Consider the following 16751-nt stretch of genomic DNA (forward strand, 5'->3'; position numbering starts at 1 on the left):
TCAAAGTCATCAAAACCCGGCGCCGGTGGCGCTGGCTGACTCGGGGCTGGCGGTGGTGCTTGCCGAGATGATTGCGCTGGGGCCGGCGCCTGACCGCCCTGGGCCGGTTGGTTATAGCCACCCTGCTGCGATTGGTTATAGCCACCCTGCTGCGGCTGATTATAGTTACTGGCCGGTGCCGCCGGTTGCTGGGTAAAACCACCACCTTGTGGCGCCTGATTGTAATTGCCACCGGAACCCTGCTGCCCGCCGCCCTGACCGCCACCGCCGCCACCGATAAACTGCATATCGTTGGCGATGATGTCGGTTGAGTAACGGTCTTGGCCGCTCTGGTCCTGCCATTTACGCGTTTGCACTCGGCCCTCGATGTAAACCTGAGAACCCTTCTTCAAATACTGCGCCGCATTTTCAGCCATCCGACCAAACAACACGATGCGGTGCCATTCGGTGAGATCTGGGCGATTGCCCTGCTCATCCGCACGGCCCAACTCATTGGTGGCAACGTTCAAATTCACCACTTGGGTGCCATTGGCCGTTGAACGGGCTTCTGGGTCCTGACCCAAACGACCGAGAATAATAACCCTGTTTACTGTACCTTTAGCCATAACAATTCCTATTTACCGTGGTTCTAATTCATAAACTATCTATTAGTTAAGCCGCAAATTCAAGCCCCTGGGCATTTCACTGCAGAGGGGCCTAGGCCGTCTTAGCGTCTGCTTTGATGACCGGCTTAACGACCGTTAAGAGTACAATCCAAATTAATTGTGCGCCGATGCCCAGCGCGACAATTAGGCCGATGTTTTGATCGACAAATAATAGCCCACCCGCGATACCACCCAGCGCCGCACCGAGAAACTGCGCGGTAGCAAACACGCCCATGGCGGTACCTCGCCGGCTCGGATCCACCTTACGACTCAAGAGCGACGGTAAGGTGGCCTCGATGAAATTGAAGCCAACAAAAAACAACAACAGCGACATTGCCGTCGCCGCGCCGCTGGGCACAAGGCCTATGGCCAACAGCGCGACAAATATAAAACTGGCGGCAAAGCGCAAGTAGCGGATATGGGCGCTGCGTTTTTCCGCGGCCATCATCATCGGCGCCATGCCGAGAAAGGCCAAAATCATCACCGGGGCATAGATGCTGCCCAGTTCTGCTGCGACAAAACCGCGCGCAACCAGTATCACCGGTAAGGCGACAAACAGGGCCGTCATGGTCATATGCAAGAAGAAGATCCCCAAACTGAGAATCAATACATTGCTATCGGCGAAGACCGTCTTAACCAGGTCGCCGCGCACCTGACGCTCCGGATGCTGTTGAAGCGGCGGCACCGGCGGCAGTAGGTAGACCACCAGCAGACCCAGCAGAGCCAAGCAGGCGGTAAACCAGAACAGGCCGTTAAGACCGGCCAACTTTGCAATCCAAGGCCCTAACATCACTGCCAAGACAAAAGAGCCACCGATCACTGCACCGATTACCGCCATCGCCTTGGACCGTTCGGTCTCCCGGGTATAGTCGGCTAGCAGGGCCAAAACCACACTGGAAATAGCGCCGGAGCCCTGCAGAGCTCGACCGACAACCAGGCCGATAACGTTATCAGACAAGGCTGCGATCACGCTGCCCAGGCAAAACACCAGTAAGCCAATAAGGATCATCGGCTTACGACCGAAGCGGTCCGAAGCCGCGCCAAAGGGAATCTGCAACACCGCCTGAGTAATGCCATAGATGCCCAAAGCCAGACCGAGGTTGGCGCTATTTGCACCCTCCAGATCCAAGCCATAAAGCGACAGCACCGGCAACACCATAAACAGGCCGAGCATTCGGGTCGCGTAAAGCATCGCCAGACCAATTAGGGCCCTGCGTTCCAGATTATTCAGTGACATAGACCGTTAAATCTTATGGCTGGAAAAACGCGAATTCTAACAGATGCGCGCCCCCTTGCCCTAGTAAAGAAAAAGACTAAAAAAAACGTTGCAAACTGTACATCCGAACAGCAGACTGGGATCGTTTTTTTGGTCCTGCTCAGATCCAGTGTCGGCCAGGACCCGATCACCTCGATAACCGTCCTGCGGCCTAGCCCCATTGCGGCCAGGCCAGAGTTAACGGGCAACACAACCCCACGCCGGGCTGGATTTTTTAACCAATTTATGCTTTCTTTGAGCTTTTGCTTTTGCCAACATTGAGGATTACATGGACATAATTTCCGTCCAAGGGGCTCGTACCCATAACCTAAAAAACATCTCTATCGATATCCCGCGTGACAAACTGGTGGTTATTACCGGTCTGTCGGGCTCTGGTAAATCCTCCTTGGCGTTCGATACTCTCTATGCGGAAGGCCAGCGACGCTATGTCGAGTCGTTGTCGACTTATGCGCGACAGTTTCTATCGATGATGGAAAAACCCGATGTCGATCACATCGAGGGCTTGTCACCGGCAATTTCCATTGAGCAAAAGACCACGAGCCACAATCCGCGCTCAACGGTCGGCACGACCACCGAAATCTACGACTATCTCAGACTCTTATTTGCCCGAGTCGGCGAACCGCGCTGCCCACAGCACGGCGAACCGCTGGAAGCCCAAACCGTCAGCCAAATGGTTGACCAGGTGTTGGCCTTGCCGGCCGGCAGCAAGCTGATGATGCTCGCCCCGCTGATCCGTGATCGTAAGGGCGAGCACCTGCATATTTTTAACGAATTGAAGGCCCAGGGCTTTGTGCGCGTGCGGGTTGACGGCACGATCATGGATCTGGATGAGGTGCCGGCGCTGGACAAGCGCAAGAAGCATTCAATCGAAACCGTGGTCGACCGCTTCAAGGTGCGAGATGACCTGCAGCTGCGTCTGGCGGAATCGTTTGAGACCTGCCTGACCCTATCCGGTGGCATCGCCCAAGTTGCCTGGATGGACGGTGATGGCGAGACGCTGTTATTTTCCAATAAATTTGCCTGTCCGGTCTGCGGTTATTCCATTACCGAACTGGAACCGCGCATGTTTTCTTTCAATAACCCGGCCGGGGCTTGTGAGGAATGCGACGGACTCGGGCTGAAACAATATTTTGATCGCGCGAAAGTGGTTCGGGACACCAGCCTGACCCTCGCTGAAGGCGCGGTATCCGGCTGGGACCGGCGCTCGGTGTACTACTATAGCCAGCTCACGTCCTTGGCGAGTCATTTTAAGGTCGATATCGAAAAGCCGTTCGACAGCTTACCGAAAAAATTCCAGAAGACGGTTTTGGAAGGCAGCGGCGATGTCGAAATTGACTTCAATTATGTCAACAGCCGGGGCGCCATCTACAACCGCAAGCACACCTTTGAAGGCATTATCCCCAATATGGATCGGCGCTACCGCGAGACCGACAGCGGTTCGGTGCGCGAGGAGCTGGGCAAGTTTTTGGCCGAGCAACATTGCCCAAGCTGCAACGGCAGTCGACTCAAAGAAAGCGCGCGCAACGTCTTTATTGACGGCGTAACGCTGCCGGAAATCACCCATATGTCGATCTCCGATGCGGTGCTCTACTATAAAAAGCTTCAGTTGACCGGCAATCGGGCGCAAATCTCCGAAAAAATCATGCGCGAAATCGTTCAACGGCTCACCTTTTTAGAGAACGTCGGACTCGACTACCTTACCCTCAACCGCAGCGCCGACACCCTGTCCGGTGGAGAAACCCAACGCATTCGCTTGGCCAGCCAAATTGGTGCTGGCCTGGTCGGGGTGATGTATATTCTTGACGAACCCTCGATCGGTCTGCATCAGCGCGATAACGATCGCTTACTAAAAACTCTGACCGATCTGCGCGATATGGGCAACTCGGTGATTGTCGTTGAACACGATGAAGACGCCATCAAGATGGCCGATTGGGTCCTCGATATCGGCCCGGGCGCGGGCGTACATGGGGGTGAAATCATCGCCTATGGCACGCCGGAACAGGTTATGAAGAATAAAAACTCACTCACCGGGCAATACTTGAGCGGCAAAAAACGTATCGAAATACCGACCGAGCGCGCGGTAAACGATCCCACCCGGCAGTTGACCGTGCGCGGCGCGACCGGCAACAATCTGCAAAACGTCGATTTGCATATCCCGGTTGGCCTCTTTACCTGCATTACCGGTGTATCCGGTTCGGGCAAGTCCACGCTGATCAACCAGACGCTCTATCCACTGGCTGCTACCGCGCTGAACAATGCCACCACCCTGACGGCCGCACCCTATAAAGCGATCGAAGGCTTGGATTACTATGACAAGGTGGTCGATATAGACCAGAGCCCGATCGGACGCACGCCGCGTTCCAATCCGGCGACCTATACCGGTATTTTCACCGCCATCCGAGATCTCTTCTCCGGCACCCAAGAGGCTCGATCGCGCGGCTATGCACCGGGCCGATTCAGCTTTAACGTTAAGGGAGGGCGCTGTGAGGCCTGCCAGGGCGACGGCCTGATCAAGGTCGAAATGCATTTCCTAGCGGACATCTATGTGCCTTGCGATATTTGCACCGGCAAGCGCTACAACCGTGAAACACTGGAGATTCGATATAAATCGAAAAATATCCACCAAGTCTTGGATATGACCATCGAGGATGCCTTGCTCTTTTTCGAGGCCATCCCAGCTCTTTACCGCAAATTGCAAACCCTGACCGATGTCGGTCTGTCTTACGTCAAGCTGGGCCAAAGCGCGACCACCCTCTCGGGCGGCGAGGCCCAACGCGTTAAGTTGGCGCGCGAACTGTCCAAGCGCGATACCGGCAGCACCCTCTATATTCTCGATGAGCCGACCACCGGTCTGCACTTTCAGGATATTAAGCAACTCTTAGAGGTGTTGCATCGGTTACGCGACAACGGCAATACGGTCGTGGTGATCGAGCATAATCTGGATGTGGTGAAAACCGCCGATTGGGTGATCGATTTGGGTCCTGAAGGCGGCGTGCGCGGCGGTAAGATTGTCGCCAGTGGCACGCCAGAGCAGCTGGCTGTCGATAAGGGCTCGGTCACCGGTAGCTATCTTAAGATTCAATTGGATCGACCTTAGCTAGGCTGGCTGGGCTGCCCCCAAGGGTGGCCTAACCGGTTCACTGCCTGTCCCCTTTATCCTGCTCAGTAGAGCAGGGTAAAGAGTTTGCGCTGGTATTGAGCCGCTAGAGGGTCGCCCTTGCCCAGGCTTTGCAGTAAATCCAACATGGTTTTACGAGCACCCCCGTCGTGAAACTGCTTATCCTTTTGCAACACCTCCAACACCGCCTGCAAGGCATCTTCGACCCGCTCATGCTGGCTATACTGCAGGGCCAAGCTGTATTTCAATTCAAGATTATCCGCATCGGCGGCTAAGGCCTGTTGTAACGCGACGATTTCCGGGCTGTCGGCGGCCTGCAACATCAGATCGAGGCGGGCCTCCAGCGCGACCCAGTATGGGCTTAGGCGTTGTTCCAAGGTCGCCTTAACCAAGACCGTCTGGGCCTCTTTGACGCGTTTTAACTGCAGATAACAATCCGCCATCAGCAAGCCAATATTAAAATCCTCATCACTCAAACTATAGGCGCTATAGGCCAGGGTCAGTGCCTCGTCGAACCGTCCTGCCTGCAACAAAGCTTGAGCTTGTTCGACATCAACCTGCCATGGCGCGGGCAAATGAGTAAGTAAGCGCTCACGAATGACGCGCTCCGATTCACCGCCCATAAAGCCATCGATCGGCTGTCCGTCTTTCACAAAGACCACCGCGGGCAAACTGCGCACACCAAACTGAGCCACCAGCGCCTGCTGTTCGTCGGTGTTGACCTTGCCGAGCAGAAATTGACCGGCGTATTCAAGCGCCAGTTTTTCCAGAATAGGGCTTAGAGCCTTAGAGGGCTCGCTCCATTGGGCCCAAAAATCGAGCACGACCAGCTGCTGTTGCGACTGCTCGACCATAATATGCTGAAAATTATCGGCGGTTACAGCGACAATAGTATTTGTTGTATTCATAGCGACCTCAGGTTTTCACACGCTTTTAATATTGGGGTGAATATAAGGGCCAAATAGACGAGGAACAAGACCTAGGAGCCTTAGAAATCGCCAAGACCGATAAAAAGCCTGATGTCACGGCTTGGCAATGACAAGACCGCGGAGCCTAAGTACCCTGCGCACCGTGGCGATTGAATTAAAACGGTTTTCGACAACCCCTAAGCTGGTGCATCGATTGGCTCACCGGTAAACTAGGTCGTTATTCACTTACACAACCGGAGTTAACCATGAAGCGCGGCGTCATCCTAGCCCTCGCCGTAACCGTGACAGTCGTACTGGCTGGTACCGGCATATTCTGGATCCAATCCCCGGGCTCGGTGGAGTCGAATCCCTCCAATATTGACGTCAGCGCCAGTGAAGCACGAATTTTTAAAACCCTGACTCTGAACAACGGTCTGTCTGTTGTCCTGGTGTCCGATCCCAGTAGCGACAAGGCCGCCGCGGCCCTAAATGTTTTCTCCGGCTCGTGGGCCAATCCTTCCGACATTCCCGGCCTGGCGCATTTTTTGGAACACATGCTGTTTCTCGGGACCGAGAAGTTTCCCGAAGTCGATGGCTATCAAACCTTTATTGAACAGAACGGCGGCAGCGATAACGCCTACACGAGCAACACCAATACCCTCTATCACTTCGACATCAATGGCTTGCAACTGGAGCCCGCGCTCGATCGTTTCGCGCAATTTTTTATTGCACCACTGTTCGATGCGGGCTTTACCGAGCGTGAGCGCAATGCCGTCAATTCCGAGTTCACCGCCTCGTTACAGAATGACGAACGTCGGATTGAAGATGTCATGCGCGAACTAACCGACGCCGGTCATCCGGCATCGCGCTTGGCTATTGGCAACCTGTCTACTCTGACATCGCCGGAGATGACCACTCGATTACGCACCTTCTATCGGCAGCATTATGTCGCGGCCAATATGGCCTTAGCCATATATGGCCCCCAAGATATCAACACCTTGGAGTCTTGGGCCATAGACTACTTTGCCGGTGTTCGGGCCCAGCAAGCGCCAAAGCTCAACTACGATGTGCCGCTGTTTGATCCAGTGCAACTGCCTCTATTGGTCACGATCGAGCCACGCCGCGAGATGCGACGTCTGGAACTGCGCTTTCCCATCCCCGGCACGGCTGGGCAGTTGGCGAGCAAACCCAACCAATACGTCGGCCACCTACTCGGCCATGAATCCACCGGTTCGCTCTTGTCGGTTCTGAAAGCTAAGGGCTGGGCGGAAAACCTGTCCGCCAGCAGCGGCGGTATAACTCATGCCAACACCACCTTTGATGTCCAGATCGACCTCACCCCGGACGGCCTAGCCAATTGGCAAGCGGTCACCGAGCTGCTATTCAGCCATATCGAATTGATTCGTCAGGCCGGGATTCAAGAGTGGATTTTTGACGAGCAGAAAAACATCAATGAGCTGGCCTTTCAATTCGCGGAAAAGGTTGGGCCCAGTTCGACTGCGGTGGCTCTGGCCGAGAATCAGCGTTATTATCCGGCGGCCCAGGTGCTCTCGGGTCCCTACCGGTTGGCGGACTTTACGCCAGCGGCGATTGAACAGGTCTTATCGGCCCTAATACCCGACAATGCTCTGGTCATTCTGGTCCGGCCGGACGCCAAAACCCTGGTTAAGAGTCAATATTACCAGACGCCCTATCGCAGCGAACAATTGGCCGGTGCCACCGTTGCCCGATGGCGCACACCGAATCAAGCGCCTGGCTTGGCCTTACCGAATGCTAACCCCTTTGTACCGACCCAGTTCAATGTCCAACCGGCACAAAAGGTCGCCTCTGCACTGTACCGCAGTACACCCCAAATCCTGTTGCAGGACAGCGGTAAAACCCTGTGGTTTGAACAAGATGATGCCTTTTACACGCCCAAGGTCGACATTCACCTGTTGCTGGAAACCAACTACGCCAACGTATCGGCCAGCCAGGCGATGGCCACGGCGCTGTATCTCGATCTGGTCAACGACGCGCTCAATGAGGTTCGCTATGAGGCTGGCCTGGCTGGATCCGGTTATGGCATAGCCTTAGTGGATAATGGCATCCAAGTTCGGCTCTATGGCTATCAGGACAAGTTACACCTATTGCTCGACACCCTTATTCTGGAACTAACCGAGCACCGCATCAGTCCAGAGCGTTTTGCCATCAAAAAAGAGGAAACCCTGCGGGCGCTGCGCAATCGCTCGGAAGATCCGGTGATCAGTCAGATGATCCGCCAACTAAATGAATGGCTCACGGCTAACAGTTTCTCAGTCGCTGAGCAATCGGCAGCTGCGCAGACCTTGACCCCAGATAGTCTGCTGATTGCGCGCAATGAGTGGCTAGCGAGCAGTCGATTGGAACTGTTGGTGCACGGCAATATCCTCGCCGATCAGGCCAAGGTTCTGGCTCAGCGCATCGACAGAATCATCCCCCAGGGCGGCACTCAAGCGGCCGGACGGGCCATCGCCAAGCTGCCGGCGCGCGATTTTTTGGCCCGGGTCAATATTGATCACGCCGATTCAGCCATGCTGGAACTGTATCAGGGCGACAACAGCAGTCTGCGTGAGCGCGCACTCTATGCGCTGTTAGCGGAAACCATGAGCGCGCCCTACTTTGCCGATCTGCGTACCCGCGAACAGCTGGGTTATATAGTCTTAGCACGGGCCTATCCGATAGATGGCCTGCCGGCACTGCTACTTTATGTGCAGTCGCCAAGTACCGACGCGGCCATGGTGCAACTCTATTCGAACCGTTTCTTAAGCCGTTTTGCCCAGCAGTTAGCCAATATGAACGAACTGAGTTTCGAAGCCTACAAGCGGGGCCTGATGACCGGATTGACCGAACCAGACAAAAACCTCTTTGCCTTGAGCAGCCGCTATTGGCAAAACATTCAGGACGGCAACCATAACTTCAATACCCGGGCGCGCATTGCTGCTGAAGTTGAGAAGATCAGTCTGGAAGGTTTTCGACGCTTCTATGATATCCGCATTCTCGGCGACGCGACCCGCTCGCTGACCTTGCATCAGGTCGGCGTGAACATGGCCGACGACTATACCGACCATGCGCAAAACATCGTTGGCAAATATCCGCTGGAACAACCAAAGGCTTGGCCAGACGATATTGAGTGGATCACACCGACCTTCAATAACATTAGCGATTAGGCAGTAGAACCTAGAAGGTAGATGGTAGATGGCGGAAGTAGCAAGTAACAATAGAATTGGGGGCGGGGTTGAACCGCGCCAAAAAAAAGGGCGGCAGATGCGCCCTGGCTCCGACTAGACCGACCGGCTAGACAACTGGCGTTGCCCAACCTATTCGGATATTTAGCGGGCTTACCTGAAGTCTTCTTTCTCTTGCGGCTGAGGATTACGCGGCAATACCACTAGCACGTTCACACCGTTGCCAGTATTGGTCACCTCGACATAGCCGTTCAACATCTGCGCCAAGCGGCGCGTGACCACATAGGTTAGGCCCGGGCCGACTTCCTGACCGTGTTCGATAATAGAGATATACTCGGTCATAATATGCTTCAGTTGATCGGGCTTAAACTGCCGTCCGTCAATGGTGAAGTTAATTCGTAACGAGTCGCCCAAGGCCGCATCCAAATAACCGATTAGGCTGATGTTAAGCGTAGAATCTTCGTTCATGCGGATCAACGACTGCACAATACGTGAGAGCAGATTTTTTAACCAGTTCGGATCGGACATCACCGGCATCTGGTCTTCCGGATTATCCAGCTTTAGCTTAACCCCGCGAATCTTACCCAATGAGATCCAGTCATCGACCAATAGATTCAACTCACCGAGGAAGTCGAGTTCCTGATAATTCGGTAACTCGGAGCGCAATTGTAACTGGGCCAAGGCTTGCAAATCCGCGGCGTAACGCTTCATCCCTTCGGCACGAGTGCGGATGACAGCCAAGGTGTCGGCACCCTGGTGGTCGGTCAGTTCTATAATTTCATCCATGGCGTGATCCAATGCGGCGGCCATATTGCGCAGCGAATGATCCTTTTCCTGGGTGGAATTGAGCACGATGCGGCGTAATTCGCTGGCTTTCTTACCGTCGTATTCCAAACGGTCCAATTTCAATTGCTGTTCCTGCACCTGACGCTTGGTGCGGCTGTGGCTTCGATTAGATTCGGCCACCTCCATCTGGCTCTGATTCAGGGCCAACATACTGGTCAGGCCGGCAATGAAAATACCGCCGATTAGGCCCGCCCAGATCAGCGGAATAAACTTATCAAAAGTTATGTAGCCAACTAAGGATCCGACGCCCAGCCAAATAACCAGGCTCGCCAACAATAACTGTTTTAAACGGGTTCGAGGATTCACCCACTGCTCTCCATGTAATAGGTCAACTGAATGACTTTAATCGATTCTTACTTTAACGCGACAGTTTGCCAGATTAGGACACACTTTAGCAGTCACTCTACCAAACGAATGCCTATATGGGCCATGAATATAGAAAAAAGTGATCATTTATACCATCGCGCCACGAAGATTTCGCTAAAGCGCTCTAAAATCAACCTGTGAGGGCCCTTGGCGCCGCGCAAATGGCTTATTTTTTTCCGCAGTCGATCTACACCATTGAGTTAAGGACGCGAAGCACCTAGAATAGTGCGAAATTGACCACTTGGACAAGTTAATGACATCTCAACTCCAGACTGCCCGTTTAGCCCTGTCACTGATGGATCTTACCTCGCTGAACGATGATGACACCGCAGCGACCATCGGCCAACTTTGTCACCAGGCGCAAACGCCCGAGGGTTCTCCCGCCGCGGTGTGTGTCTATCCGGCCTTTATCAACCCGGCCCGCAAGACCTTGGCGCAACTGAAACTCACCCAGGTCAAGGTCGCCACCGTTACCAATTTCCCACACGGTAATGCCGACCTTGCCAGCGCGCTGGCCGAAACCCGTGCCGCCGTTGCCGCCGGAGCCGATGAGGTCGACCTGGTGTTTCCCTATAGGGCCCTTATGGCCGGCGATGCCGATGTCGGCCGGCAAATGGTCAGCCAATGCAAAGGGGTCTGCGGCCCAGCGGTATTGCTCAAGGTTATTATCGAAAGCGGTGAGCTGGCCACACCCGAATGGATCCGCCGAGCCGCCGAGCTGGCAATTGAAGCCGGCGCCGACTTTATTAAAACCAGTACCGGCAAGGTCGCCATCAACGCCACGCCAGAAGCCGCTGAGATTATGCTTCAAGCGATCAAAGACAGCGGGCGAGCGGTTGGCTTCAAGGCCGCGGGCGGGGTCCGCAATGTCGCCGATGCCGAGCGCTACCTGAGCCTGGCAGCGCAAATATTGGGCGCCGACTGGGTGACCCCGAAAACCTTCCGCTTCGGCGCCAGCAGCTTGCTGGCCAGCCTGCTCCAGACCCTCGGTCATGCGCCAGCGGCTCAGAACAACGGCGAGGCCGTCAGCCAAGCTAAATCAGATCGCCCCTATTAATACGTTGCCCGGAGTACAGGCCATGTTTTTACCGCAAGAGATTATTCGTAAAAAACGCAATGGGGGCGAGCTGAGTGAGGCCGAGATCCAATGGTTTGTAAACGGTATTCGCGACGAGTACGTGACCGAAGGCCAGATTGGCGCCTTTGCCATGGCCGTCTATTTTAAGCATATGACACTGGCCGAACGGGTTGCGCTAACGCTGGCGATGCGCGACTCCGGTAGCGTGATGAGCTGGCCGAACGCCAAAGGGCCAATCGTCGACAAACACAGCACCGGCGGGGTCGGCGATGTCGTTAGCCTGATGCTGGGTCCGATGGTCGCCGCCTGTGGCGGCTATGTGCCGATGATTTCCGGGCGCGGCCTGGGCCATACCGGCGGCACGCTCGATAAGTTTGAGAGCATTCCCGGTTACGACCCCTACCCCAGCCCGGAAAAATTCAAGCAGATCGTCGATGATATTGGCGTCGCAATTATCGGCCAAACCGGCAATTTGGCCCCAGCGGATAAGCGCTTCTATGGCGTGCGAGATATTACCGCCACGGTTGAAAGCATTGATCTGATCACCGGTTCGATTCTGTCGAAGAAACTCGCCGCCGGCTTGGATGCCCTAGTGATGGACGTCAAGGTTGGTGATGGTGCCTTTATGCCCAGCTATGCCGACAGTAAGGCCCTGGCTGAAAGCATCGTCCAGGTCGCCAATGGCGCCGGCACGGCCACTACCGCTATCCTCACCGATATGAATCAGGTGCTGGCGCGATCCGCCGGCAATGCCCTGGAGGTCCGCGAGGCGGTCGATTATCTCAAGGGTGTGCGCCGCGATCCGGTGTTGCATGAGGTCACCCTGGCGCTCTGTGCAGAAATGCTCTGTGCCGCCAAACTGGCTGACTCTCAAGCGGCGGCGCTCACGATGCTGCAAGACGTCCTCGACAATGGCCAGGCCTTGGCGAAATTCGCGCAGATGGTACATGCCTTGGGCGGCCCGGCCGATTTTGTCGAGCGCATGGACCACTACCTGACCGCCGCGCCCCTGGTACAGCCGATTTTAGCGACCCGCTCTGGCTTTGTGAGCCATATCAAGACCCGAGAATTGGGCCTGGCTGTGGTACAGTTAGGCGGCGGTCGGTCCCGCGCCGACCAAAAAATTGACCACGCCGTGGGCCTCGACCGGATTGTGAAATTGGGCGAATCGGTTCAAGCCGGCGAGCCATTGCTCTACGTTCATGTGCAGAACGCCGCGCAGTTTAACGCCGTTCAAGAACAGCTACTCAACGCCTTCACCCTAGCGGATCAGGCACCGGAATCGATACCGGCGGTCTATGAGATTATCCGCGCCTGACAGGAGCTTTAAACGCGATGAAACGAGTGCATATTATGGTGCTGGATTCTTTCGGCATCGGGGCGTCGCAAGATGCCGTAAAATTCGGCGATGTGGGCGCCAATACCTTGGGTCATATCGCCCAATATTGCGCACAGGGCAAGGCGGATATTAAGCGCTCGGGCCCATTGACGTTGCCCAACCTGACCCGTCTGGGTCTGGTCAATGCCGCCACGCAGAGCAGCCAAGGCGAGGTACCACAAGGCATGGCGCAGGCAAGCCAGCCTATTGCCAGCTATGGCTATGCCGAAGAGTTATCGAGCGGTAAGGATACGCCCAGCGGCCATTGGGAGATTGCCGGCGTGCCGGTGTTATTCGAATGGGGTTACTTCCACGACAAAACCCAGTCTTTCCCGGACAGTTTGGTGCAAGACTTTATTGACCGCGCCCAAGTCCCCGGCATACTGGGTAACTGCCACGCCTCCGGCACCGAGATATTGAGCGAGCTGGGTGAAGAGCATATGCGCAGCGGCAAACCCATTATCTATACCTCTGGCGACAGCGTGTTCCAGATCGCCTGCCATGAGGACAGCTTCGGGCTCGAGCGGCTCTATGAGCTGTGTGCGATCGCGCGCGAACTGGTCAACGAATACAATATCGGTCGAGTGATTGCCCGACCCTTTATCGGCGCCGATGCGGCACACTTTGAGCGCACTGGTAATCGCAAGGATCTGGCCGTGGCGCCGCCTTCTAAGACCGTGCTGCAAAAGCTGAAAGAGGCGGATGGCGAGGTAATTTCCATCGGCAAGATCGCCGATATCTATGCCCATATCGGCATCACCGAAAAACACAAGGCCAATGGTTTGGCGGCCCTGTTCGACAAGACCTTAGCGGTAATAGACACGGCCGCGGACCGCAGCCTAGTCTTTACCAACTTTGTCGACTTCGATTCCAGTTACGGTCATCGGCGCGATGTCGCCGGCTATGCCGCAGCCCTGGAATACTTCGATACCCGCCTACCCGAACTGCTCAGCGCAGTCGGTCCGGACGACCTGCTGATCTTCACCGCCGATCACGGTTGTGATCCGAGCTGGCCGGGTTCGGACCATACCCGCGAACATATACCCGTGCTGGTGTACTGCAAGAACCGTGAGCCGGTCAACCTGGGCCTGCGCCATTCGTTTGCCGATATAGGCCAGACCGTCGCCGACTATCTGGATCTGGAGGCCATGGACTATGGCACCAGCTTTCTCGGCCAGATGACCCCGCTGTCGGCCTAAGCCAACCATAAGGCGGTCTCGGATCGAGACGACGGCGCGCCTTGGGCGGCCGTCTTGATCAACCTGTCGCCAGCTGATTTAACCATCGATATTGACGCATTCGGCGCACAAAGAGCGCCGACTTAAACACCTCCTCCAGGGAGATACCGACAAACGCACCCACCAGCCCGAGCTGCCCATAGACCCCCAGCAACCAGGCCAGGGGCGCACCACAGAGGGTAAAGCTGAGCAAGGTAATGTGCATCACCGCGGCGGCATCGCCCCCGGCCCGCAACAGACCGGGTATTACCGCGTTGATCGCGGTAAAAAACAGCGAGCCGGCCAAAACCCAGGTGCAGAGATAGGCCAAGCGTTCGGTCTCTGGGGTGATGGCGTACAGCGCCAAGAGCGGCTTGGCAAAGACAATCAAGAGACTCGCCGGCACGGTCATCAGCGCCAAGCCAACCCACAGGGCAATCCATGCCGTCGCCTTGGCGCGCTGGAATTGGCCTGCACCGAGCAACTGCCCGATGCGCACCGCCGTCGCCGTCTGCAAACCGCCGATGGGCAACATAAAGAGCGTCTTTAAGGTTCGCACGATGGCATAGGCGGCATAGGCGATGGCGCCCAGACTGTTAATAAGTACCGTGTAGAACACCCGGGCGCCCTGCCAATAGAAACCATCGATGGTATTGGGGTAGCCGAGCCGAAAAATCGTTTTCAGCGTCGCCCCATAGCCCCGGAACAGACGCTTCAATGACAGGTCAAGACCGTTGTCCTGGCGCCGAGCCAGGCAAAACAGCACCATCGCCTGGCCTGTGGCCGCAATCAGCGTGGCCAGCGCTGCGCCGACCAGACCCAGTGGGCTAAAGACTGGTGCCCACAGACCCGGAAAGCCCAGACCGAAGATCAGCACATAGTTGAGAATAAAGTTGACCAGGTTAAAACTGACCGCCACCTTGACCGGCGTGCGCGTATCACCGAGAGCATTGAGGGCGCCAGTGAGCAGTTGAGATAACAACATTGCCGGTAAGGCAAAGGCGATTAGGTGCAGATAGGTGGCCGCCACCTGCGGCACCGAGGAGCGCAATGCCGGCGCCCTAAACAGATCGGTGGTCAAGAGCCCGACCAGGCTCTCGGCGAAAAACCAGACCAGCGCCCCGAGCAGCAGACCGGCAAGCAGCCCAATTTGCACCATGGCCATCGCACTGTCATTAATAGCGCTGGGGTTCTTCGCGCCACGCTGTTGGGCAATCAACACGCTGCCACCGATCGACAGCGCGGCCATCAAGAGAAACAAAAAACTCACCAACTGCTGGGCATTGCCCAAGGCCGCGATAGCGGTTTCGCCCAACTGACCGATCATCAGAGCATCGACAAAACCCATCAGGTTCATCAACACCCCTTGAATCATAATGGGCACCGCCAGACTGATAATGGGAGCAGCGAGGGCTCTGGGACAGACGCGCCGCACCTCAGTCGCGGGCCAAAAACTGCTCGATCGCAACATCCAGATGACGCACCGTCTGCGCCATGTTATCGAGTTGATGGCGGAACCAACCAGCGTGATCGAGGCACTCCTCTTCACTATTAGACAGCTTAAAGAAGCGCACCGTATAAAAAGGCAGGGCCTCGGCAAAAAGCGGCAGCAAACGGATTTCCGCGTCCGGCAGGTCATGGTAAGTACGATAGCTGTCGATCATAAAGGCCAGCGCCCGGCTGGTTGCCGCTTGCAACTGTTCATCGGTGATCCGGTGCTCATTTGCACGCGGCGAAAAGCCGTGCAGCACCTCAAACCAATACCCCCAAACCATCGACCGGGTGGCCCAGAAAAAATCCACCAGCCGATAGTCCTCGCGGATAAAATCGAAATCGAGGATCGCCCGATAATCTTGCTGGTCGGCACTGAAGATCAGATTAAAACAATGCAGATCGCCGTGAATAAACACCTTTTTCAACACCGACAAGTCTCGCGTTGCCAAGCGGGCCTGCAAACTGTCGGCAAGTTCTAACAGCTCATCAACGATGCTGAGCATCTGCGGCACCGATTGCCGAGGGCTTGAATCCTGCGCTAGGGTCGGCTGCAACGCTTGCAACCATAGGCGAGCGTCCGGGATGGCCAAGGCTGCCGTGCGATTCGGCTCGAACGGCGGCTTGAAGTGTTCGGTGGCGCGATGAAAATCGGCCATGGCGTGCATGGTTTCATGCATCAGCTGCTCGCTGAGCGTATCGTGCCATTTAGGCACCCAGCCCTCGACGAACTCGTTCATAATATAAAATTGGCCGTCGTATTCTAAAAACAAGTCACCCTTGAGCGTCGGAATAAGCTTCGGGCAAGGCACCTGATGGTCGTTGAGAAACTGAATCAGCCCGGCCTCATTGGCGACCAGTTCCCGGCTGTTGTTTTTAAAACAGTTTTTCACCACGAACTGCCCCTCGCGCGTGGTGATGGTGTAGACCTCGTTGGCTAGGCTGAAATAGTTTAGTACGACATTCTCAATCGGCCGCTTGCCAAAATGCTCCAACACGTACTGCAATCGCCGTTGTACCGGTTCACCCGCCATCTGTAACTGCTCTTTTACTAGAAGGAAAGAAACCATTCTTAAAAATGGCGACTCAGAGTACAAGTGGAATTACCGGTAAACCGATAAATTCCAACATCCGGGTGAAGCCAAAATGGCCCGGCAGCTCACATCGCCAGGTAGCGCCAACCAACCGAAAGCTGTTGAGGGCTGAGGGCTGAGGGCTGAGGGCTG

Annotated in this window: 11 protein-coding genes; 5 read left to right on the forward strand and 6 right to left on the reverse strand. The window is 55.6% G+C overall.

Annotated elements, in window-relative coordinates:
* Together AC4FIC_RS13755 and AC4FIC_RS13760 are read right to left on the reverse strand one after the other, a co-directional pair.
* Window positions 1–605, reverse strand: a 605-nt coding sequence (locus tag AC4FIC_RS13755; protein WP_476451638.1) for a single-stranded DNA-binding protein, incomplete at its 3' end; no start/stop codon positions are given.
* 91 nt (window positions 606–696) lie between these two features.
* Entirely contained in the window at window positions 697–1881 is a 1185-nt protein-coding gene (locus tag AC4FIC_RS13760; RefSeq protein WP_273284288.1) for an MFS transporter, read from the reverse strand.
* Window positions 1882–2188: 307 nt separating this feature from the next.
* Between AC4FIC_RS13760 and uvrA the strand changes: the two genes are divergently transcribed.
* On the forward strand, window positions 2189–5017 hold the full coding sequence (gene uvrA / locus AC4FIC_RS13765) for an excinuclease ABC subunit UvrA (protein ID WP_100257810.1): 2829 nt from the start codon (window positions 2189–2191) through the stop codon (window positions 5015–5017).
* A 65-nt stretch (window positions 5018–5082) separates the two neighbouring features.
* Here the strand turns inward: uvrA and AC4FIC_RS13770 are convergent, their stop codons facing one another.
* On the reverse strand, window positions 5083–5946 hold the full coding sequence (locus AC4FIC_RS13770; protein WP_100257811.1) for a tetratricopeptide repeat protein: 864 nt from the start codon (window positions 5944–5946) through the stop codon (window positions 5083–5085).
* 266 nt (window positions 5947–6212) lie between these two features.
* Here AC4FIC_RS13770 and AC4FIC_RS13775 point away from each other — a divergent pair, with 266 nt between their 5' ends.
* Window positions 6213–9131, forward strand: a complete 2919-nt coding sequence (locus AC4FIC_RS13775; protein ID WP_273284291.1) for an insulinase family protein — start codon at window positions 6213–6215, stop codon at window positions 9129–9131.
* Window positions 9132–9302: 171 nt separating this feature from the next.
* Here AC4FIC_RS13775 and AC4FIC_RS13780 read toward each other — a convergent pair whose 3' ends face one another.
* A complete protein-coding gene (locus AC4FIC_RS13780; RefSeq protein WP_100257813.1) occupies window positions 9303–10301 on the reverse strand; it encodes an ATP-binding protein in 999 nt (332 codons plus the stop codon).
* A 313-nt stretch (window positions 10302–10614) separates the two neighbouring features.
* Between AC4FIC_RS13780 and deoC the strand changes: the two genes are divergently transcribed.
* Genes deoC through AC4FIC_RS13795 form a run of 3 tightly spaced genes read left to right on the forward strand, consistent with a single transcriptional unit; the run spans window position 10615 to window position 14016 of the window.
* The gene (gene deoC, locus AC4FIC_RS13785) at window positions 10615–11418 is read left to right on the forward strand and encodes a deoxyribose-phosphate aldolase (RefSeq protein ID WP_273284293.1); all 804 of its coding nucleotides are present in this window, start codon (window positions 10615–10617) and stop codon (window positions 11416–11418) included.
* 22 nt (window positions 11419–11440) lie between these two features.
* Window positions 11441–12757 (forward strand): thymidine phosphorylase, encoded by a 1317-nt coding sequence (gene deoA, locus AC4FIC_RS13790; RefSeq protein ID WP_100257815.1) that lies wholly within the window; start codon window positions 11441–11443, stop codon window positions 12755–12757.
* 17 nt (window positions 12758–12774) lie between these two features.
* Window positions 12775–14016: a phosphopentomutase gene (locus tag AC4FIC_RS13795; protein ID WP_476195126.1), complete on the forward strand. Its 1242-nt coding sequence runs from the start codon at window positions 12775–12777 to the stop codon at window positions 14014–14016.
* Between the two features lie 58 nt (window positions 14017–14074).
* On the opposite strand, the gene AC4FIC_RS13800 is transcribed toward AC4FIC_RS13795, so the two are convergent.
* Complete coding sequence (locus AC4FIC_RS13800) at window positions 14075–15409, reverse strand: MATE family efflux transporter (RefSeq protein WP_476195128.1); 1335 nt, start codon at window positions 15407–15409, stop codon at window positions 14075–14077.
* A gap of 61 nt (window positions 15410–15470) precedes the next feature.
* Window positions 15471–16559: a phosphotransferase enzyme family protein gene (locus tag AC4FIC_RS13805; RefSeq protein WP_476195129.1), complete on the reverse strand. Its 1089-nt coding sequence runs from the start codon at window positions 16557–16559 to the stop codon at window positions 15471–15473.
* Window positions 16560–16751 lie beyond the last annotated feature (192 nt).

This window comes from Reinekea sp. (genome assembly GCF_982785585.1).